We start from the raw sequence: 18,926 nt of genomic DNA, 5'->3' as shown, positions 1-18,926 counted from the left end.
ATTCATGACAGAATTGATTGACTGAAAGGGGAACATCATGGACGAACACTCTGAGGAAGAAGCTGTAGGTTGGGATGCCATCGATGAAGCCTTAAAAGCTATTTACCCGGAGCAAGAACCCAAACACTATGCCCCCATCATTCCCTATATTCTCGGTGGAGGAGATCCATTGGACGGGATCAGTGTTTACGAACGAAGGGAGCCGGTTCCCCATTGGCATTACGTGACTTATGGATTTTCTGAGCTGTTTGAAAAGGAAGGTGATGATCCGACAATCAGCGGTTATGGATTTGAACTTACCTTCCGCTTGAAAAAAGAGACCACCGATCATGAACCGCCCACCTGGCCCAATCACTTCCTGAATAACATCGCACGATATGTTTTTTCCACCGGCAATGTCTTTGCAACGGGGCATCATATGAATCTGAATGGACCGATCGCTACGGAAGAAGAGACCGAGATCCGGTCTATCGCCTTTGTTCAGGATCCTGAGTTGAAGCTAATGGATACTCCCAACGGAGATGTGGAGTTTTTGCAGGTGGTAGGAATCACACTGGAGGAAGAAAGAGCGGTTCAAGCCTGGAATGGTCTAAAATTGATGGAACTGCTAGCCCCACATTTGCCGATGTATGTGACGGATTTGTCCCGTTCAACTCTCATACAAGATCCTCAGATTGCCAAAGCTGTTGAAGAAGGAATGGAGAAGGATGGATCCAGCACGGGTGTGCTCTTCGTGGATTCTCTGGAGTGGAAGGAACAGAAAAACACTTTTAAGGTCAAATTGGGCGCCAAACAGGCGGAGCCGATCGCTCAGATGTTGAAGGGGCGTCTGCCCCAAGGGAGATCTCTCCAGTTGTATCACGAAGGTGGTGGACAGGTAGAGTTTCTTCCGGCAGATCAGGATGCTGTGGAGGTACAGGATGGAATTTTGCAAATCAAGTTGCAGCCGGATTCCTGTGCCCTTTTCATCCAACAGCTCGTTCCTCGAGCGAAAAACTTGCATATCCCCGGATTCCAAGAAATTCAGTTTGAAATCGTCAAATCCTATATCAAAAACCAACAGGGCGAAGTGGTTGAAGTGATGGGATGAGAAACAGAGTCGGATGAAGATGAGGTAAATGGAGTGGCGGAAATCTGAACTGGGCCAACAATTTGTATAGGATACATAATAGATCCTGCCCAAATTGGAAAAAATTCATTCTATCGATTCATCTTAGGGAGATGGTGGACATCTCCCTTCTATTGCTGTAGAATTCCATAGAAATAGGCTAAAGGGATGATGAAACCTTGCAAGATTGAAATTTTCTGTTTATTATGCCGGTAGGAGAAGAAGCTTAGTTTGTATTCAGGGGGAACTAATCAATGGAAACACGTGAACAGTGGAGCAACAGAGCAGGATTTCTTTTTGCAGCGATTGGCTCCGCTATCGGACTCGGGAATATTTGGAGATATCCCTATGTTGCCTATGAAAATGGGGGCGGGGCATTCCTGATCCCATACTTTATCGCCTTGTTGACGGCGGGGATTCCGATCCTGCTGTTAGAATATTCTCTGGGTCAACGGTACCGAGGTTCTGCACCACAGGTTTTCAGAAAAATCTCTAAAAAGTGGGAGTGGCTCGGTTGGTGGCAGTCCTTCATCGCTTTTGTAGTCGTTAGCTTTTATATGGTTATTCTCGGTTGGTCCTTAGTGTACACTTACTACTCCATCGGAACTCAGTGGGGACAAGATACAGAGGCCTTCTTTTTTGAAAATTTCCTCGGGTTGAGTGGAGGATTTTGGGAGATAGAGGGATTGCAATGGAAGGTGCTCCTGCCTGTCTGCCTGGTCTGGTTGATTACTTATGTCGTGATGCAAAAAGGGGTTCAGAAGGGGATTGAACGGGTCTCACGGATTCTGATGCCGATTTTGATTCTGATGATGGTGGTTATCACGATCCGGGCAGTGACCCTGCCAGGAGCTACGGAAGGGTTGAATGTTCTCTTGACACCCGACTTCTCTTCCCTTACTGACCCAGGGGTTTGGGTGGCAGCTTATGGACAGGTCTTTTTCTCCCTTAGCATCGGATTTGCAATTATGCTGACTTACGCCAGCTATCTGCCGGAGAAATCCGACTTGTCCAACAGTGGATTGATTGCAGCTTTTGCCAACAGCGGATTTGAGTTTTTGGCTGCACTGGGTGTGTTTGGGGCCCTTGGTTTCCTGGCTGCCAGCCAAGGGGTGGACGTCAATAGTGTGGTCGACGCCGGTGTGGGTCTTGCTTTTGTTGTTTTCCCTCAAATCATTAATCAATTCCCGGGTTTCAACTCTTTTTTCGGGGTGCTTTTCTTCGGGTCACTGCTTTTTGCTGGTTTTACCTCGACCATCTCCATTCTGGAACCGGTGATTGCCAGTGTGAGGGAGAAGTTTAACCTAAGTCGCTGGGTGGCAGTGAACTGGATCTGTGGACTTGCTTTTCTCCTCAGCTTACTCTACACCACCCATGGAGGTCTGCGGTATCTGGATACTGTGGACCACTTTATCAACCAATACGGGGTGGCCTTAGGCGGTCTGGTGGAAGTGGTGTTTATCGCATGGTTTGCCCGCAAGCTGAAGGAGATGCAGACTCACATCAACGACATTTCCGATGTTCAAATTGGTAACTGGTGGAATCTTTGCCTGATGGTAATCACTCCTGTGATGGTTATTGTGATGACAGGGTTCAGTCTGTTTGAGGAGTGGGTTCATCCCTATGAGGATTATCCTTTAAGCGGTCTCACTGTGATCGGTTGGGGATCTGTGGTAATCACATTCCTGGCGGGGCTTGTGTTTCAACGTCTGAGCTGGAAGCAAACACCGGCACCAAAAAGGAAGAAGACATGAACAACGTTTGATTATCATGTAAATTCTTGGAGCCAGAAAGTGTTAGTAAGGAGGGATAGGATGAACGCGAGTGCTTGGGTCATGTTTCTGATGGGTGCGATCGGTCTCTGGGGTGGCCTCGGCTATTTCCTATGGGTTGCCTATAAGTCGGGTAAGGAAGCCTGATGGTATAAATCAACAAAACAAGGCCTCTACCTGGGGGCCTTGTTTTGTTTTCCTTTTTCTTTGCGGGTAGCCTTGCGGGTTTTCTTTTGCTTTTTGTATTCCGCTTGTTTCTTGTACTCCGCCCGTTCCCTCGCTTTTAGAAAAGGATAGGGGTCATAGGAGTAAGTCGTGTTTCCGTTGAATTTGTAGATGCCGTAGTGTAGATGAGGAGGAAATTTACCCGAGGTTCCAGGGGGACCGTAACCGGAGGAGCCTACATAACCGAGGACTTGGCCGGGCTGCACAATCGATCCTTTCTTGATGTTCTTGTCGAAGCGGCTTAAATGAGCAAAATAATGGTAGTTGTTTTTAAGATCCCGGATTCCGATCCGCCAGCCTCCGTATCGGTTCCATCCTTTCAGCTCCACATAACCGTATACGGTGCTGAGCACGGGGGTACCGTAACTGGCGAAAATATCCGTTCCTTCATGGATGCGGAGGCCTCCCCATCCTCGACGAGAACCCCAGGTATTGTGATAGGTGTAATTGAAGTGCAAGGGCATGACAAAACTGAAGCGGTTCAAGTGAGTGGTGTTGAAATGCCTGTAGACTTCCGCATAATGGCTCACCAGGTCCACCGCGGTGGGATGTTGATAATAGTTCCATAACCCGATTCGGATATCATCCCGTGAATTTCCGAACTCCCGGAGATAGCGGGTAATGGTATACAACACATCCAGGGGGTTTTCTGGATCAGCTTTTCCGTCTCCATTCCCGTCTCCCCCGATCCCTCCGAAAAATCGGATCGATTCGGGGGTGGTATCATAAGGATCTGGGTTGGTGATTCCGCTCCACAATTTGGGTGGAACCGTGATCGCCACCGGTCCAGTTTGTTTTTTCAAATCCTGTCGTACTTGTTGCAGATTGCGTTCGTATTGATCCATGGCGGCAAGGACATACCAGGGAATTCCACTCAAAGTCTCCACTTTTTCAAACAGGCTTTGTCGGGTAGTCTCCATCTTTTCCTGTTCACGGGTATTTACTGGAGAGGAGATTCCGTTTATAAACAATAAAGGGATGAGAAATAGGGAAATCAGTTGTGTCTTCATATTTGGTCCACACCGCTTTTGAAGGTTTTATCCTATAGTTTGGATCGCTTCTGCAGGGGACATTTAAGTATTTAATGGAATTTGCAACAAAGATTCAACCTATAGTTTGACGGTGGTGGTCACAAGACCTTCCTCGCTATGGACCTTATGAATTTTGTGATACACTATCCATGGATAGAGGAAAGTACATAAGGAGGGTACGGGTTGGCTTACGAATATAAACGAAAACCGGAGTGGCTGAAGACCAAGCTGACCGTAAATGAAAATTTCCGCGAGATCAAGCGGATGATGAGAGGGAAAACCCTCCATACGGTATGTGAGGAAGCCAAGTGTCCCAATATTCATGAGTGCTGGGCGGTTCATCGAACAGCCACCTTTATGATCCTGGGGGACATCTGTACACGTGCTTGCCGCTTTTGTGCCGTAAAAACCGGTCTGCCAACGGAGTTAGACCTTCAGGAACCGGAACGGGTGGCGGAAGCGGTGGAACAGATGGGCCTGAAACATACAGTGATCACCTCTGTAGCCCGAGACGATCTGAATGACGGGGGAGCTTCGATCTTTGCAGAGACAATCCGGGCAGTACGCAAACGGAATCCGTTAACCAGTGTAGAGGTTCTGATTCCGGACTTCCAAGGGAATTGGGATGCTCTGCAGACGGTGATGGATGCCCGGCCCGATGTGCTGAACCACAATGTGGAAACCGTGCGTCGTCGTTCCGATCGGGTTCGTTCCAAGGCAAAATATGACCGTTCCTTGGAATTGTTGAAACGGTCCAAAGAATTTCAACCAGATATTCCTACCAAGTCCAGCATCATGATCGGTGTAGGAGAAGAATGGGATGAAATTCTGGAAACGATGGATGATCTGCGTCAGGTGGACTGCAATATCATGACCATTGGCCAATATTTGCAACCTACCAAAAAGCACCTCCGTTTAGAAAAGTATTACACACCACAAGAATTTGCTCAGTTGAAAGAAGAGGGGATGAAACGGGGCTTTGCTCATGTGGAGTCAGGTCCTTTGGTCAGAAGTTCCTATCATGCACACGAGCAAGTAAATGCAGCCAGAGGACAAAAACGCATGGCCCAGTGAATTTCATAAAAACAGCCTCCTGCGTTGATGGAGGCTGTTTTTTTCGTCCTTTAAGGCTAGGGCGTCTTACCTGGAGAAGGGTTCATGGGAAGTTCTTTCATCGGTTGTCCTTGGTTCATCTGACGAATCAAGTCTTCCATCTCTTCTCGGCTCATCCGTATTTTTTCCTGGTTACCGCCAGCATGTTGTCCGATGCGGTTCAACTGGTTGTGGATGGATGCGTCCCGGCTGACATATACTTGGTAATACCGGGGAGTCAAGCTCCAGGCGGTGCGACGGACTTCGTACAGGGTTTTGTCACTGATTTTGCCTTGGTTACCCTTTACACCGACCAATACTTGATCATCCGTGACTACCACGATGGCGTCATCCACTTGGGGAAGTTTGGTTGCCAAAAAAGAAATCTGCCGGGCTAGTGCACTTCGGTTTATATACACATCAGGACCGGGAACAGCTCCCCCATCGGTGGCGTTATAACGCTCTTTTCCTTTTTGGCGGCTGAAACCAATTTGGTTGTAACGGTCATGTTGGGGTCGTTTGTCTCGATTCGTGACATAATCCAAAGCATTTTTGTCTCGGTCCTCATACAGGGATTCATCGTAACTGTCGTTAGGTCTTTCCGGTGCTGCCGACGGGGTGCAGGCACTGGCAAGCAGACTCAAGGTCACCAGTATATATAACCCATGTTTCATCAGTTCACCTCCTGCGTTTAGGATACCCGCACTACATGGGGATACCCGTGGCAAAAGGATCGGTTTCTTTTGGAAAATGAAGGTTTTTGTGCTTGATTTCCCGAAGGTGAAGGATGAAAGGGGAAGGAGAGTGTTTGTGGTAACATCAGGCGTGTTGATTAGCCATATTTTGGGTGGGGAGATCGCGTTCACCCACGCGACCGTCGCCATCCAGCAAGGAAGTGAAAACTGGCCGCTCCAAATCTGACCATCGGGCAGGGGCAAAGCCTTACGGAAGCAACACAGGGAAGAGGTTGCCCCTAAACGCCCTCCCTCCAGATTCTCCGCTGGGTAGGATGGCTACCTTTATTCCAGGGCTTCAGCCCATCGAGATTGTAGTGCCTGTGGCGCATCCTTAACTTCAAATTGTAGTGCCCATGGCGCAAAGGTCGCTTTGGCAGCACACGACTCCCTTCCGCTGCCCATTTTCTGGTTAATCAACAGCCCTGACCGAAAGAAGAAAAAGATCCGAGGGGCTACAAATGGAAAAGATAGAGATCAAGGGGATTTCATATGAAGTGATCCTCAATCATAAAAACGGCTGGAACTCCGATGCCTTTGGCAAAAGATACAGTGAGGTTCTCGACAAGTACGATTACATCGTAGGCGATTGGGGATATGGACAACTGAGGCTGAAGGGATTTTTCTCCGACCAGCATCCCCGTGCGACTCGAGAAACCCGGATTGCTCATGTGGAAGAATATATCCACGAGTTTTGCAATTTTGGTTGTGCCTATTTTGTTCTTCGCCGTGATCCCATGAAACCCCATCCTGGGCGAAGGGGAAGACAGAGGGAGCGTCGAATTACCCGCTCGTGATAAAAGCCAACGCCATAGCGGTGTTGGCTTTTTACATGGGTTAGACTGAAAAGAGAGTCGATTGATCTGTTCAGTGACTGTACAAAAAAGCGTGGAGAAAAAACCATTTTTCTCCACGCTTTGCGGGGGGATTCCTTTTCTAGGTCTCCATTTCTGTATCTCTTTCGGGATCGTCGTGGGTGGGATGGCTTCCCGGTACTTGCCTGGGGATGCCTTCGTGAAGTTCCCGCATCTCATAGGTGAACTGAGGAGATGCGTGTTGGGAGGCACGCCAGGGAGAAGTTTTGCCAAGAATCTCCTCATCGGTGGCGGCTCCGTAGGAACCTTCGGGGAACTCCTCTGGGATATATTCGTTGCGGAGGGACTCCACGGTTTTCACATCTTGAAAAGGAGTGTTTCGTCGACGAATCAAAATAACCACCTCCGAGTCTAGCTTGCCCAGGAAGGTGGCGGGGTATGCGAACCCTTTTTAGAAAAGTGTGTGAAGAAAATCCCTCAGTTCTGTCGCTTCATCCTCAGTGATCCCGTAGACATGTTCGAGATAACCGGGTTCTTCCAGGTCATCTTCACCGATCAGGGCGTAGCGGTTGGATTGAATGTTGAATACTAACAGTTTTCCGTAGAAACGGTCGGTAACGGTGATTCCGAGGTCGAAGCGGTGGGATTCTCCTGCAAAACTGATATAACGCGTTTGGGTGGTTTCACTTTCGTCGTAAAGGATGTAGAGTTCGTCTTTGAGCATGGAATGTCTCCTTTTTCCCCTATTATAACGGAAACTGGAGTATTCGGACCCCCACCTGATCCCTGGTTTGATTGTCCTTTCAGGAAACCTGGATCTTATTTTTCAGTAGGCAAGGGCCGAGGGGGAGGACAAGGCTTCTAGTGCCCCCTCAGAGAACATTGTGTAGAAAATCACAGAAAGGTAAGGATGGTGGGGATTTGATTCGCCTTTGCGCTCTTTGCAAGAGATCGGAGCCGCCCCACCATCCTGCCTCCGCCTTGCTGAAAAACAAGATCAAAGTTGTCTTAAGGGGCACTAGAAAATACCGAGAAAACGGGTTCGCCGTTGCCTGCGCGGCGTCAGCTGTTGAGTCTCGCTGGTGGCGGAAGCCAACCGCTGAGGAAAGGTGGCATTTCGCAATTCCACTTTGAGTTGCTCCTGCTTCTTCCCGATTTCATCCATCATGTGCTGAACTGTGTTCATAGGCAACATGTGATGTTGGGAAGCGAGTACTTTGTTTTCCATCTCTTCCATCATATCGAACATCGTAAACACATGATCTTCTAACTGATCCAGTCGGCTGAATACTGTCTCCATCATTTCCCCGATTTCATCCAGGCTTCCGATCAGACGGTGAACCGGAATCTCATTTCCAAAGGGAATCCTAGGGGGTTCCGGGGCGGGGGAAGCAGGTTCATCCAGCTCCATCTCCCATTTTCCCTCTCTGATCAGGTCCTGGCGAATCTGGCGCATGGATTTGTTGGTTTCTTGCAGTCGTTGTTGGATATCGGACAATCGGTGGTACCCCTCCTCATCCAGCATATAGTGTCCACGATCATTCACTTCGGGAGCGATGTATTCCTCAAATGCGTCAATCCATTTTCTAACCGTACGTGCATGAACGTGGAGGCGTTCGGCGGCCTCCCGCGTAGATATGCGCGCTTCGTCCGACATACGAAAACCTCCCAAAAATCTGTATTTATAACCCTTTTTCTTTGATTTAATGGGGAATCCTTCTCTCCCGACAAAGGATGTCAGTCTGTGACAAACAAAGTGCTCAGTTGACAAGGGTGAGGACTCCTTGGGGAATCGCAGAGGAATCACAAAAAAAAGACCCGGACTCGGGTCAGTAGGCCTTATTCAATTTTTGTTGTTCCTGTGGGGAAGAGGTGCGAAATATCCATCTCAGCTGAGGTTGCAGCAGAGGACGAAGGACGCGGGTGACCCAGGCGGAGGACAAAAGAAAGGTGAGGGCGATGGCCCCCAGTGTGGCCAAAATATACAGGGTGGGTCCGGGGTATTTGTCATCCACATTCACGGCGTCATAGTATTTGATGAAAACTCCGTGTAGCAGGTATACGGACAGAGAGCGGCTTCCCATGGCACTGAACCATGTTTTTCTCTGTGGAATGACTGCCAACACCAAGGCGGATACGATCAGCGTCAATAGGATGAAACCCACCCGGATCAAACCGGCAGACCATTCCGCATGTCCGAGGCTTTCATAAGGATCGGCGAAATACATCCACCTACGAAAAGAGAGGTCAAAGGGAGAGAGAAACTCCAGCCAGTACATCAGTGGTACGAGTAAAATACATCCCACCCATCCGACCACCCGCTTCCAGGGGGCGAATAACACCTCGAAATGATGCCTTTGCAAATAGTAACCGAACAGGAAAAACGGGAAAAAGGCAATAGTTCGGGAAAGGCTTAAAAAGCCGTCGGCTTCGTCAACATATCCGACTGCGATAGCTAAGATCGAGGCGGTGACCAGTGGATATTTCAGATTGACAAACAAGGGGAGCATCATCAACCGCCATAAAAACAGGCTGAACAGGAACCACATCGCCCAATAAGGTTCCAAAATGGAGATCTCCAGGGAGTCCCTCCCGTAGATAAAATAATCGTATATAGAGTATAGAACTTGGAAAATGAGATAAGGGATTAGAACAGAGGAGATCAATTTTTTGTTTTGCCCCTCTCGGCTAAATCCTTTGGCGAAATAGCCGGAGATCAGGATAAAGAGAGGCATGTGAAAACTATAGATAGCCAGATAAACCGCCTTTATAATCGGACTTTCATCGATCAGGGGGCGGTAGGTGTGGCCAATCACCACTAACATGGCCAATACAAATTTCACGTTATCAAAATAATAATCCCTTTGTTTTTTCGTTGCGGAGGGCTTGATGGCCTCTTGGTTTGAAGCTGACATAAAACCTCCTGTAATCGTCTGGAAGGACGATCTAAGTTTTCAAAAATAAGCTTAAAAAGTGTCCTACTTAGACAACGAAAGAGAAAAGGGGGAGGTTTCAGAGAGAATTCGGAGGGGAAAAATTTTCCCGGTTCATGCTCCGAATAAACATGGTGATTGATGACCTCCCAGTAGATTCAAAAGAAAATAGGGGTTGTAAAAAATCGGATGACGGATTCAGATGAGAAGTCCCGATTGGAAATCCCTTTTGCATTTGCAAAAAAGATTTAAAAGTGGAGCGGATTAACCCGAAAATAGGCGGCGGAAGGGAGTCGTGTACTGCCAAAGTGACCTATTCTCGATGGGATGAAGCCTTGGATACAGGATAACATCTAATCCAGCTGAAGTCATACGGAAGGATGTTTAGGGAAAGTGCCTGAGAGCACTTGTAGGAATGTGGTCGAACCCGATCTTGTCCACTCTCCACTCTTGGATATTCCCATGAAAATCCACCGGCCGGAAGCAACGGCCGGTGATCTCACCATGTCTTTTACTGATACGGGAACTGAGTTTGGTAGTTGGTGAACTTTTGAGCGGCTTGGGTGACGTATTGGGCGTTGGCCTGATCCGTCTGGTACCATCCCTTGCTGTGCATCAGGTTGAATACATCCCGTTGGCATTGATGAATATCAGTCAGGATGCTCATCTGCGTCTGATAAAGGGCGTCGTTGCTCGCTTCGTTGACTGCAACGCCGTAGGCGTCAGACATATATTTTTCCATGGCTAAAATGTCGTTGATACGATCCCGGTCACTCATTTCCGGTCCCTTCATCTGTGGGAGTTGAGTTTGACCGGTCTGTTGTTGGGTTTGCATCGGTGATTCCTCCTTACTGATTCATGGATTGGTTCTGTTGTTGTCCGCCGCCAGTGGAGTTGCTGTTCAGATATTGAAGCAGTTGCTCATAATGTTGCTGATGTTTCTGTCCGATCAGTTCGATTTGGGATTTGATTTGCGGATCCTGGCACTCTTGGGCATAGTGGTGGCACTTTTTGAATGCCAACAGCTCCCAGGATAATTCATCCTTTAAATAGTTCAGATCTTTGGTGGTCAATGGCATCTCGACCCATCCTTTCCATTCAAGGTGGTTTCTCTGTTATGCTGTGATATACGGTGGGAAATATGTATGAAGGAAGAGTGTGAACCAGGAAAAAGGTGAGGGAAAGGAGTCTTGTGTGGCCATCGTGGGATGAGTACGAAGGAACTTAATGATACTTGTACTCCGGGAGAGTAGCCAAGTGTCGCTGAACACGGTCTCTCCAACCTCTAATAGGGCTGGGACCGCGTGGGTTTTCTTTGCAAGGGGATCCTGCTGTATAATAGGGACGAGATGGAATTAGGAATGGAAAGGGTGTCATCATGATTTACGATGTGGATACAGATCGGATCGAATCTCAGCTGTTATACTTAGAACAGTGTGTAGGTGTCATTCAAAGTTCCCGGGAAGCCCTGGAACAAAAGGAGGATCCGGTGCTTCTATTTGCAGCAGCCCGTGCTTTACATATCGGGGTGGAGTGTGTGATCGACGTGGGTAGCACTCTGATTGACGGATTTATTATGCGGGATCCGGGAGGATACTTGGACATTGTAGATATTTTGGAAGATGAACGGGTGGTTCCAACGGAGGCGGTTTCCCGTCTGAAGCAATTGGTCCGGTTGCGGGAGCGATTGGTCCGTCGATACGATGAGGTGACCCCGAAGGAATTGCTCCGAGAATTGTCGGACACGTCGGTGTTGGCCTCCTATATCAGTTGGGTTCGCAAATATCTAGATCAAGAATTGGGAAGTGCCAAGACATCTGCGTCCAGGAGCCGTCACAGTGGATAAATATGTGAATCTTCCCCTGTCTGTTTTTGCCGATGAGATGGCAGAGCGCAAGCTCCCCAGTCCTGCTGCCGGAAGCAGTTTAGCCGCTTCACTGATGATGGCGATTTCTCTGTTGGAGATGACGGTTTCGGAACAGGTGGAAACCACGGGGAGGATGGAGGGGCGGGATCTGTCTCATGATTTAAAGCGCCTCCGGCATTGGCGGGAAGAAGGGAAGGCATTAGTGGATGGGGATATTCAGGCGGTGGAGGAGATGGTTCGGCGCGGAAGTACCGTCGAAGGGGAATGGTTACTGGCTCCTGTTTGCCGCTTGCATGAGTTGTCCGGGGAGATCCTGAAGTGGGTACCCGATTATCTGAAGGTGTCGGGAACCAAAGTGAGTGACACCTTGGTGGCTGCTCTTCACCTGAGGACCGTCTGGCTCGGTACTTGGCACATCGTCGGTTTTAATGCCAAAAGCTTCGGTTGGGATTTCCCGTTGCTCTCCGACTGGGAATCTGAACTGGAAGGGACCGATGCCATCATACGCAAAGTGGTATCCTCGGTGCGGGACTGAAATGGGGGACGAGAACAACCATCCATATGACGAATGGGGGTGTCCTTCCTTTAATGAAAAGGCAGGGGGATCGATTTATGCCGTGGTATGAGGAAAGTTTCGGAGAGGATTATCTTTTGGTCTACCGTCATCGCAATCAGGCCAGTGCAGGTCGGGAAGTGCAGGCAGCAGCGGGGTGGTTGGATCTGAAGGAAGGCGAGTCCGTACTGGACTTGTGCTGCGGAACGGGGCGTCATTCCATTGCTTTAGATGATTTAGGGATGCAGGTGACTGGCATCGATCTCTCCTCTGTGCTCCTTCAGGTGGCAAGGGAGACCTCCCAGGAACGGGAGATCGTGTATGTGCAAGGGGATATGAGAGATCTCCCTTTTAAGGAGGGAAGCTTCGATGCGGTGCTCAATCTGTTCACCTCTTTTGGTTATTTCGCCGAGGATGATGAAAATGTGAAAGTACTGTCGGAGATTGCCCGGGTTACCCGACAGGGCGGAGGTTTTTTGGTGGATTTTCTCAATCGGAGAGCAGTAGAGCGCGGTCTGGTCCCCCGAAGTGAACGGGAGCAGGAAGGAACCCGCATTCGGGAAGAGCGTTGGATTGACGGGAGCTTTGTCCGCAAGAAAATTACTGTGACCGATCATCTGGGGGAACGTCACTACCAGGAACGGGTCAAAATGTACGATCGAAAGCAGATGATGAGGATGATGGAAGCGGCAGGTCTCACTGTGGATCAGGTCTGGGGAGATTTTGATGGAACCTTGTATTCCGAAGACAGCCCCCGGATGATTATCACCGGAAGGGTGGAAGGCTGAATGGGGTACCGGGGTTATCTGATCGATCTCGATGGGACCCTGTTTAGGGGTGACCAAGTGATACCAGGCGGACTCTCCTTTGTGCAGCAATTGGAGAGGCAGGGGTTGCCCTATGTTTATCTGACCAACAATTCCGCCCGTCGTCCCGAGCAGACCGCAGCAAAATTGCGGGGCTTCGGTTATCCAGCAGAATCGAAGCAGGTGGTCACTTCCGCTCAGGCGACGGCAGCTCATCTAAAAAAGGAGCTAGGCATCCCGGCTGTCATGGCTTTCGGTGGAGAAGGGCTGAAGCATGCACTCCGGGAAGCGGGCTTCCCCTTGCAGGAGAAGAATCCAGAGGCCGTGGTGATCGGCATCGATCCGGAATTCAACTATGATAAGCTGAAATCAGCCACCTTGGCCATCCGGGGTGGGGCTCGATTCTATGGAACGAATGGTGACCGGGTTCTCCCTACGGAAGAAGGTCTGATGCCAGGAAACGGATCCTTGTGTGCAGCTGTGGCGGCTGCCACAGGTGTGAAACCCACTTTCATCGGGAAGCCGGAGCGGCCCATTTTGGACTATGCCCTGGAGCGCTCGGGTCTGCGGCGGGATGAAACCCTGATCGTGGGGGACAACCTACTGACAGATATACAGGCGGGAATCAACGGGGGGATCGACACTTTATTGGTATACACAGGGGTGACCACGGCGGAGGAGTATCGGAGAAGTTCCATCCAGGCGACATACACAGTGCAGGATTTGACAGAGTGGGATTTCAGTAGAGGAGGGGTACTATGAATCGCTGGGAGGATGTCTGGGAAGTCCCCCTTCCGTTGCCTTTTGCCCTTAAAATTATCAAGTCGTATGTGATCAAAGGGTCTAACGGGTATACGGTGATCGACGCGGGCCTTCACTATGATGAGGATCTGGAGGCCTGGGAAGGGGCGAGGCGGTCCATCAGTTTCGAGTGGAAAGATGTAGAGCAAATCGTGCTGACCCATTACCATCCGGATCACTACGGATTAGCTGGCTGGATGCAGGAAAAGACGGGAGCGCCAGTCAAGATCTCCCAGACCGATTTTGAGCAGGCCCAACTCTTTTTCAGCAAATCTTCTGAACAGCCGGAAGCGATGGCCCGTTTTTATGGCGAACACGGCTTAGATGCGGAATGGAGGGAAAAGATCCCTCCCCATCTGCGTAGCTTCCAAAAGTGGGTGGTTCCTCATCCTGAACCGGAGTTTATCAAAGCGGGAGAAGCCATTCGTCTGGGTGACCGGGAGTATCGGATTTTGCATACTCCGGGGCATGCCGACGGGCATCTCAGCTTTCATGATGAAGAGCGGGGCTGGCTGATCGGAGGCGATGTTCTCTTGCCTCGGATCACTCCCAACATCAGTCTGTGGCCAGGATGTGATCCGGATCCTCTGGGCACTTATCTGGCCACCCTGGACCAAATGGATACTCTGCCGGTGAAGAGAGTCTTCCCAGCTCATGGCTCTGTCTTTGAAAACTATCACGGACGAATTGAGGAATTGCGGGAGCATCACCGGGAGCGCCTGGAAGAGATGGCGGGTTGGGCGGCGGTTGCCAGTGTGACCGCAGTGGAGGTCTGCTTTCGAACTTTTGGCACGAACTTATCTATTCATAACCTGCGGTTCGCCCTCTCCGAAACCCTGGCTCATCTGGAGTATCTTCGTCTCCATGGGAAGTTGGTCCGAGAAAAGGAAGAGGGAGTCTGGAAATACCGCAAAGCCTAAAGAAAAGACCCGACATCCCGGGTCTTTTCTTCAGGGGGTTTGGAAATCCTGCTCCGTTTGTCGTTTCCGATTGTGGGAAAGTCGGGCGGCGGCGGAGGCGGCCACAGCCCCGACCAGATCATCGAGAAAGGTGTGGATCTGTCCATCGCTCGCATCGTTTAAATCTTTCAGGATCCCCGGCTTCATCCGGTCGACGAATCCGTAATTGGTCATCCCAATACTCCCGTACACGTTCAGAATGGAAGTAGCCAGGATTTCATCGATTCCATACAGGCTCTCATCCCGGCGGATCATGTCTAGCAGGGGTTCCTCCAACCCTTTCTTCTCTGCCAATTGATCCAGCTGGATCCCGGTCAAGATCGCATTTTGAACTTCCCGCTTGGTCAACACTTGCTCCACATGATGCCTGCATTCCTGTAAGGAGAGATGTTCATGGAAATCCTTTTGTAAATAAAAGACCAGCTCGGCAATCCGGTCCATTTCCACCCCCCGTTCATAGAGTTGGGACAGGGTGGCCTGGTGGATTTCATCTTCTGTGGCCGGTGTCATGTCAGATCCCATCTGGGTTCCTCCCTCTGGCACAAAATATAAAGTTAATATGGCATAAAACAGGAAGGAGTATGATTGAATGGGAGAAACCCTTCAGGTGGATCAAATTCCAAAACAGGAGGGGAGCTCATTGCAACCAAATCAGAAACCTGTAGCCCTGGTGACGGGGAGTTCCGGGGGACTTGGACGGATGGCTGCGGAGGTGCTAGCTGAGGCGGGGTGGAGCTTGGCCGCCCATTTTCGGAATCATCAGGAGCCAGCTCAGGAGATGGTGGATCAGTTGGCTGCAAAAGGGAGGCAGGCTCACCTGTTTCAGGCGGATGTCAACCGGAGAGATCAAGCTCTACAACTGGTCCGGGATGTGGAAGATCGTTGGGGTCGCCTGGATGCACTGATTCACGCTGTCGGTCCATTTATCCGGGAACGGCGCCGGTTTGCGGATTATGACTTAGATGACGTCGATGAATTGGTGGACGGCAACTTGAAAAGTGCGCTCTATATGACTCATGCCAGCCTTCCCCTGCTACGCCGTAGTGGTTATGGACGGATCATCCTGTTTGGTTTTGGACGGGCAGGGGAGGCCCCTGCTTGGCCGGATCGGGCCCCTTATGCCGCAGCCAAAACGGGACTAGTCTCCTTTGTCAAGTCCTTGTCGGTGGAAGAAGCCCCCTTTGGGGTGACGGTGAACATGGTGTGTCCCGGGGATATCGTTGGGGAAAACAAACTGAAACGGATCCTTGAGGTGGAGGAGGTCCCGGATGAGGAAACTCCCTTGGGACGTCCCGGATCCGGCGAGGATGTGGCTCGGGTGATCCGTTTTTTGTGTGAAAGGGAATCTGGTTTTGTAACTGGCAATATGATTCAAGTCACAGGAGGGCTGGATGTGATCCATCCTACTTCCAAGGCATGAGAGAAACCGGCATAGGAGAAAGAACCCCTGCCTATACATAGGAGTAGGAGATGATAGGGGAAGGGAGGGGGAAGTCGATGTCCGATCCGGCTGGGCAATTGAAGGAGTGGACGGGGGAGGCGCGTCTGCCGGAGTTAGTCCAACACCATTACGGGATCCAGATACAGGAGGTTCAGCCTGTAGGTGGTGTTCTCCGACTGGACAGCGATCAGGGGGTCTTTGCTCTGAAGCGGGTTCGGGTGCGGGAAGAGCTCCGTTGGAAATGGATCAGAGAGTTGGCGGATTTTCTTCCAGACTCCGGTGAAGGGATACTGACGGGGCCGATCCGCAGCCGGGGAGGTGGGGTGACGGTATCGGGGCATCATCAACGTTATGTTCTCCTGCCGTGGATTCCGGGGGAGATTCGGGATCTGCGGGAGGAAGGAGGGTGGGAAGCAACCGCTCGCGCCTTGGCCGAATTCCATGTTTCCACCCAGGGGTTTGCTCCTTCCCGCTCTGCGGCCTCGGGATGGATTCACACGGGGCATTGGAGAAGGATCTGGCGGGATCTAGCCCGGCAAGTCGATATGTTCAAGTTAGCCGCCAATCTGAATGGGGATCCCTCCCCCGTCGATCAATTGTGGTCGCGACAGTGTGCTTATGCCGAAGGGATGTTGGAAACGGCGGACCGTTACTTTGAAAAATTAGGCGGAGACCAGACCGTGGTGGCCACCCGCAAGGGAGGCGAGGTCTGCCATTGTAACATTCATCGCCGCAATCTGATCTGGGTTGCGGAAGGGAGAGTTCAGCTGATTGATTGGAACCGGGCGGTTCTCGATGTGCGCAGTCGGGATCTGGCCCGCTTGATCCTCTACTCCTACGGACGGACTGGTTCATGTGAACCGACCACAATGATCCTGAAAGCGTACCAGGAAATAGCGCCCTTGGAAGAGGTGGAGTATGCCCTGATCTATGCCCAGTTGCTCTTTCCCCACCGGGTTTTGCGTTCTCTGCAACGCATCTATCAGGAGCAGAAGATTCCGCGCCACCTGGCCAAGGGTCATCTGTCTTCTGTAATGGAAACAGAGGATCGGAAAGAGGGCCTGCTCCAGGAATTTCCCCGACTCGTTCAGAGGGATTTCCATGTGTCCATCCCCCGGGTGGATTGGTTGGAGCAAAAGATATCGGTTTAGCCGAGCCGACATCTTCAGAGGAAACAGCGATGGTCCTGGAAAACCGGGTTCGTCGTTGTTTTGATCTGTATAGAAGAAAGCAAGAGTGTTGATTCGCCCTATTTCAGGTAGGAATTAAGGTCGGGATGTTGGGACGGTGAAGAGCCTTTTGCGCTCAGCCTTTCCACCCTCCCCGTCCCCTCAAGCGATATTTTACGATGGGGGCAATGGGAGGAGCGAAAGGACCGTTTCGTTCCCACTATCCACTTTATGGTTCATCAACAGCAAGGGATATGGATTGGAAATAAAGAATACTAGAGTGTCTGGTCAGGTCACTCAGTGACAATGTGAAGAAAAGGAGAGCCCTTTGTGCCCATAGGACACAAGTCTCACTAAGATCACTTCGTTCCCGGTCTCGCTATGCGTATTTTGCAAGAGATCGGAAACGGTCACACAGGCCGACCCCCGACAATGGATGGATCAGACTCACCCTAACAAGAATCCAGTTGAGACAGGAGATGACCCCGATTGACCCAGATTCGTTATCCTCTCCCTCTCCGCAAGGGAGACACCATCGCTGTCACAGCACCATCCAGCGGTGTGCTCTCTGAACTTCACTCTCACCTCGATTTGGCCGAAAAGTCGGTCACACAAGCCGGCTACCGAGTGGTGGAAGGGGACACGGTACGCACCCAGAAAAAAGCGGCCAGTGCCCCCCGAAAACAGCGGGCACAGGAACTGACTCGCTTTCTGTTGGATCCAGCCAACCGGGCGGTAATTCCCCCCTGGGGCGGAGAGCTTTTGATGGAGATCCTGCCATTGCTGGATTGGGAAGAGTTGCGAGCCGCTCCCCCAAAATGGGTGCTGGGCTACTCGGATATCAGCACTTTTACCTTTGCTTATACTTTGTTGACGGGAACTGCTTCGGCTCATGGGACTAACTACATCGATCTGGGAAGCCGTGAATGGGACTCCCTCACCAGGCGGTGGGTGGATGTGCTGTCCTTAACAGAGGGCGGGCAGATTACACAGGTCAGCTCTCCGATGTATCAATCTTCCTGGGAACGTCGCAACCAACAGCCGGAACGAGGCTTTGATCTGGATACGCCTACTCGGTGGCGTGTGCTGGGAGAGGATGATGGAGCTGTTTCTTTATCGGGACGCTTGCTTGGGGGATGCATCGAGACACTCTCTTCCCTGGTGGGCACCCCCTTCGCCCCTGTAGAAACCTTCGCTGCCAAGGAGGATGAGGGGATTCTCTGGTATTTGGAGAGTTCCGAATCATCCGCTACGGAAATCTACCGTCGCCTGTGGCAGATGAAAGAAGGAGGGTGGTTCCGCCACGCTACTGGGGTCTTGATTGGCCGGCCAGGGAAGTACCAACATACCCAGGATTTTGGCTTGCTGGATGCCTTGGAGGATGCCTTCGGGGAGTTGGGTATTCCCGTGGTCTATGAGGTGGATGTTGGCCATGTCCCGCCTCAGCTCACTCTCGTCAACGGGGCTTGGGGAGAAGTGAAGGTGGAGGGAGGACGTGGGGAAGTACACATGAAGTTTCTGTAACCCATCGACAAGAACTGAATCATCCCTCTCTCAGGCGAGGGAAAATCGACTGTCAGGGGAATGATCACTGACAGTCGATTTTTTTATGGATTCGTG

At 50.7% G+C, this 18,926-nt stretch carries 22 protein-coding genes; 13 read left to right on the top strand and 9 right to left on the bottom strand.

The features are described 5' to 3' along the window. Window positions 1-37: 37 nt before the first annotated feature. The 3 genes from JOD24_RS07525 (at window position 38) to JOD24_RS07515 (ending at window position 3,027) form a co-directional block, all read left to right on the top strand. Window positions 38-1,090, top strand: coding sequence for a suppressor of fused domain protein (locus JOD24_RS07525; protein WP_429246673.1), 1,053 nt, complete (start codon window positions 38-40; stop codon window positions 1,088-1,090). A gap of 272 nt (window positions 1,091-1,362) precedes the next feature. Next, the gene (locus tag JOD24_RS07520; RefSeq protein WP_429246672.1) at window positions 1,363-2,862 is read left to right on the top strand and encodes a sodium-dependent transporter; all 1,500 of its coding nucleotides are present in this window, start codon (window positions 1,363-1,365) and stop codon (window positions 2,860-2,862) included. Between the two features lie 60 nt (window positions 2,863-2,922). Beyond that, window positions 2,923-3,027 (top strand): MetS family NSS transporter small subunit, encoded by a 105-nt coding sequence (locus JOD24_RS07515; protein ID WP_429246671.1) that lies wholly within the window; start codon window positions 2,923-2,925, stop codon window positions 3,025-3,027. Window positions 3,028-3,053: 26 nt separating this feature from the next. On the opposite strand, the gene JOD24_RS07510 is transcribed toward JOD24_RS07515, so the two are convergent. Further along, complete coding sequence (locus JOD24_RS07510) at window positions 3,054-4,115, bottom strand: M23 family metallopeptidase (protein WP_429246670.1); 1,062 nt, start codon at window positions 4,113-4,115, stop codon at window positions 3,054-3,056. A 204-nt stretch (window positions 4,116-4,319) separates the two neighbouring features. Between JOD24_RS07510 and lipA the strand changes: the two genes are divergently transcribed. Beyond that, window positions 4,320-5,210, top strand: coding sequence for a lipoyl synthase (gene lipA, locus JOD24_RS07505; RefSeq protein ID WP_380162706.1), 891 nt, complete (start codon window positions 4,320-4,322; stop codon window positions 5,208-5,210). Window positions 5,211-5,266: 56 nt separating this feature from the next. On the opposite strand, the gene JOD24_RS07500 is transcribed toward lipA, so the two are convergent. Continuing rightward, window positions 5,267-5,902 (bottom strand): YhcN/YlaJ family sporulation lipoprotein, encoded by a 636-nt coding sequence (locus tag JOD24_RS07500; RefSeq protein WP_429246669.1) that lies wholly within the window; start codon window positions 5,900-5,902, stop codon window positions 5,267-5,269. Between the two features lie 521 nt (window positions 5,903-6,423). Here JOD24_RS07500 and JOD24_RS07495 point away from each other — a divergent pair. Then, window positions 6,424-6,759, top strand: a complete 336-nt coding sequence (locus JOD24_RS07495; RefSeq protein ID WP_380162712.1) for a YutD family protein — start codon at window positions 6,424-6,426, stop codon at window positions 6,757-6,759. Window positions 6,760-6,898: 139 nt separating this feature from the next. On the opposite strand, the gene JOD24_RS07490 is transcribed toward JOD24_RS07495, so the two are convergent. The 6 genes from JOD24_RS07490 to JOD24_RS07465 all read right to left on the bottom strand — a co-directional run bounded on the left by JOD24_RS07490 (window position 6,899) and on the right by JOD24_RS07465 (window position 10,789). Next, window positions 6,899-7,171, bottom strand: coding sequence for a hypothetical protein (locus JOD24_RS07490; RefSeq protein ID WP_380162714.1), 273 nt, complete (start codon window positions 7,169-7,171; stop codon window positions 6,899-6,901). Window positions 7,172-7,228: 57 nt separating this feature from the next. Continuing rightward, window positions 7,229-7,501: a DUF3055 domain-containing protein gene (locus JOD24_RS07485; RefSeq protein ID WP_380162716.1), complete on the bottom strand. Its 273-nt coding sequence runs from the start codon at window positions 7,499-7,501 to the stop codon at window positions 7,229-7,231. 294 nt (window positions 7,502-7,795) lie between these two features. Then, on the bottom strand, window positions 7,796-8,434 hold the full coding sequence (locus JOD24_RS07480; RefSeq protein WP_380162718.1) for a MerR family transcriptional regulator: 639 nt from the start codon (window positions 8,432-8,434) through the stop codon (window positions 7,796-7,798). Window positions 8,435-8,606: 172 nt separating this feature from the next. Next, a complete protein-coding gene (locus JOD24_RS07475) occupies window positions 8,607-9,692 on the bottom strand; it encodes an acyltransferase family protein (RefSeq protein ID WP_429246668.1) in 1,086 nt (361 codons plus the stop codon). 529 nt (window positions 9,693-10,221) lie between these two features. Continuing rightward, window positions 10,222-10,545 (bottom strand): spore coat protein, encoded by a 324-nt coding sequence (locus tag JOD24_RS07470; protein ID WP_380162722.1) that lies wholly within the window; start codon window positions 10,543-10,545, stop codon window positions 10,222-10,224. Window positions 10,546-10,558: 13 nt separating this feature from the next. Then, window positions 10,559-10,789, bottom strand: coding sequence for a hypothetical protein (locus JOD24_RS07465; RefSeq protein ID WP_429246667.1), 231 nt, complete (start codon window positions 10,787-10,789; stop codon window positions 10,559-10,561). Window positions 10,790-11,088: 299 nt separating this feature from the next. Between JOD24_RS07465 and JOD24_RS07460 the strand changes: the two genes are divergently transcribed. The 5 genes from JOD24_RS07460 (at window position 11,089) to JOD24_RS07440 (ending at window position 14,657) form a co-directional block, all read left to right on the top strand. After that, window positions 11,089-11,556, top strand: coding sequence for a DUF86 domain-containing protein (locus JOD24_RS07460; RefSeq protein ID WP_380162726.1), 468 nt, complete (start codon window positions 11,089-11,091; stop codon window positions 11,554-11,556). Continuing rightward, window positions 11,549-12,112, top strand: coding sequence for a hypothetical protein (locus JOD24_RS07455; RefSeq protein ID WP_380162728.1), 564 nt, complete (start codon window positions 11,549-11,551; stop codon window positions 12,110-12,112). The genes JOD24_RS07460 and JOD24_RS07455 overlap by 8 nt, the downstream gene beginning before the upstream one ends. A gap of 77 nt (window positions 12,113-12,189) precedes the next feature. After that, window positions 12,190-12,918: a class I SAM-dependent methyltransferase gene (locus JOD24_RS07450; protein ID WP_380162730.1), complete on the top strand. Its 729-nt coding sequence runs from the start codon at window positions 12,190-12,192 to the stop codon at window positions 12,916-12,918. Further along, window positions 12,919-13,698, top strand: a complete 780-nt coding sequence (locus JOD24_RS07445) for a TIGR01457 family HAD-type hydrolase (protein WP_380162732.1) — start codon at window positions 12,919-12,921, stop codon at window positions 13,696-13,698. Further along, entirely contained in the window at window positions 13,695-14,657 is a 963-nt protein-coding gene (locus tag JOD24_RS07440) for an MBL fold metallo-hydrolase (protein WP_429246666.1), read from the top strand. Before JOD24_RS07445 ends, JOD24_RS07440 begins: the two co-directional genes overlap by 4 nt. Before the next feature lie 30 nt (window positions 14,658-14,687). Here the strand turns inward: JOD24_RS07440 and JOD24_RS07435 are convergent, their stop codons facing one another. Beyond that, a complete protein-coding gene (locus JOD24_RS07435; protein WP_380162736.1) occupies window positions 14,688-15,218 on the bottom strand; it encodes a phosphatidylglycerophosphatase A family protein in 531 nt (176 codons plus the stop codon). A gap of 118 nt (window positions 15,219-15,336) precedes the next feature. Between JOD24_RS07435 and JOD24_RS07430 the strand changes: the two genes are divergently transcribed. The 3 genes from JOD24_RS07430 (at window position 15,337) to JOD24_RS07420 (ending at window position 18,830) form a co-directional block, all read left to right on the top strand. After that, window positions 15,337-16,116, top strand: a complete 780-nt coding sequence (locus JOD24_RS07430; RefSeq protein WP_429246665.1) for an SDR family oxidoreductase — start codon at window positions 15,337-15,339, stop codon at window positions 16,114-16,116. Window positions 16,117-16,193: 77 nt separating this feature from the next. Continuing rightward, complete coding sequence (locus JOD24_RS07425) at window positions 16,194-17,288, top strand: phosphotransferase (protein WP_429246664.1); 1,095 nt, start codon at window positions 16,194-16,196, stop codon at window positions 17,286-17,288. 507 nt (window positions 17,289-17,795) lie between these two features. Beyond that, window positions 17,796-18,830 carry a S66 family peptidase gene (locus JOD24_RS07420; RefSeq protein WP_380162742.1) on the top strand — a complete coding sequence of 345 codons (1,035 nt, stop codon included), beginning with the start codon at window positions 17,796-17,798 and terminating at the stop codon, window positions 18,828-18,830. The last annotated feature ends 96 nt before the right edge of the window (window positions 18,831-18,926 follow it).

The sequence above is a fragment of the Kroppenstedtia sanguinis genome, from assembly GCF_050433445.1.
In the GTDB taxonomy this organism is placed as follows: domain Bacteria; phylum Bacillota; class Bacilli; order Thermoactinomycetales; family DSM-45169; genus Kroppenstedtia; species Kroppenstedtia sanguinis.
The sequence above is the reverse complement of the archived record's forward strand: the minus strand, read 5'-3'. Positions and strand labels throughout refer to the sequence as shown.

What these genes read in the sequence shown, in the direction of transcription:
- JOD24_RS07525 (WP_429246673.1), top strand. Translation starts at nt 38, where the DNA reads ATGGACGAACACTCTGAGGAAGAAGCTGTAGGTTGGGATGCCATCGAT.
- JOD24_RS07520 (WP_429246672.1), top strand. Translation starts at nt 1,363, where the DNA reads ATGGAAACACGTGAACAGTGGAGCAACAGAGCAGGATTTCTTTTTGCA.
- JOD24_RS07515 (WP_429246671.1), top strand. Translation starts at nt 2,923, where the DNA reads ATGAACGCGAGTGCTTGGGTCATGTTTCTGATGGGTGCGATCGGTCTC.
- JOD24_RS07510 (WP_429246670.1), bottom strand. Translation starts at nt 4,115, where the DNA reads ATGAAGACACAACTGATTTCCCTATTTCTCATCCCTTTATTGTTTATA.
- JOD24_RS07500 (WP_429246669.1), bottom strand. Translation starts at nt 5,902, where the DNA reads ATGAAACATGGGTTATATATACTGGTGACCTTGAGTCTGCTTGCCAGT.
- JOD24_RS07495 (WP_380162712.1), top strand. Translation starts at nt 6,424, where the DNA reads ATGGAAAAGATAGAGATCAAGGGGATTTCATATGAAGTGATCCTCAAT.
- JOD24_RS07485 (WP_380162716.1), bottom strand. Translation starts at nt 7,501, where the DNA reads ATGCTCAAAGACGAACTCTACATCCTTTACGACGAAAGTGAAACCACC.
- JOD24_RS07480 (WP_380162718.1), bottom strand. Translation starts at nt 8,434, where the DNA reads ATGTCGGACGAAGCGCGCATATCTACGCGGGAGGCCGCCGAACGCCTC.
- JOD24_RS07475 (WP_429246668.1), bottom strand. Translation starts at nt 9,692, where the DNA reads ATGTCAGCTTCAAACCAAGAGGCCATCAAGCCCTCCGCAACGAAAAAA.
- JOD24_RS07470 (WP_380162722.1), bottom strand. Translation starts at nt 10,545, where the DNA reads ATGCAAACCCAACAACAGACCGGTCAAACTCAACTCCCACAGATGAAG.
- JOD24_RS07465 (WP_429246667.1), bottom strand. Translation starts at nt 10,789, where the DNA reads ATGCCATTGACCACCAAAGATCTGAACTATTTAAAGGATGAATTATCC.
- JOD24_RS07460 (WP_380162726.1), top strand. Translation starts at nt 11,089, where the DNA reads ATGATTTACGATGTGGATACAGATCGGATCGAATCTCAGCTGTTATAC.
- JOD24_RS07450 (WP_380162730.1), top strand. Translation starts at nt 12,190, where the DNA reads ATGCCGTGGTATGAGGAAAGTTTCGGAGAGGATTATCTTTTGGTCTAC.
- JOD24_RS07445 (WP_380162732.1), top strand. Translation starts at nt 12,919, where the DNA reads ATGGGGTACCGGGGTTATCTGATCGATCTCGATGGGACCCTGTTTAGG.
- JOD24_RS07440 (WP_429246666.1), top strand. Translation starts at nt 13,695, where the DNA reads ATGAATCGCTGGGAGGATGTCTGGGAAGTCCCCCTTCCGTTGCCTTTT.
- JOD24_RS07435 (WP_380162736.1), bottom strand. Translation starts at nt 15,218, where the DNA reads ATGGGATCTGACATGACACCGGCCACAGAAGATGAAATCCACCAGGCC.
- JOD24_RS07425 (WP_429246664.1), top strand. Translation starts at nt 16,194, where the DNA reads ATGTCCGATCCGGCTGGGCAATTGAAGGAGTGGACGGGGGAGGCGCGT.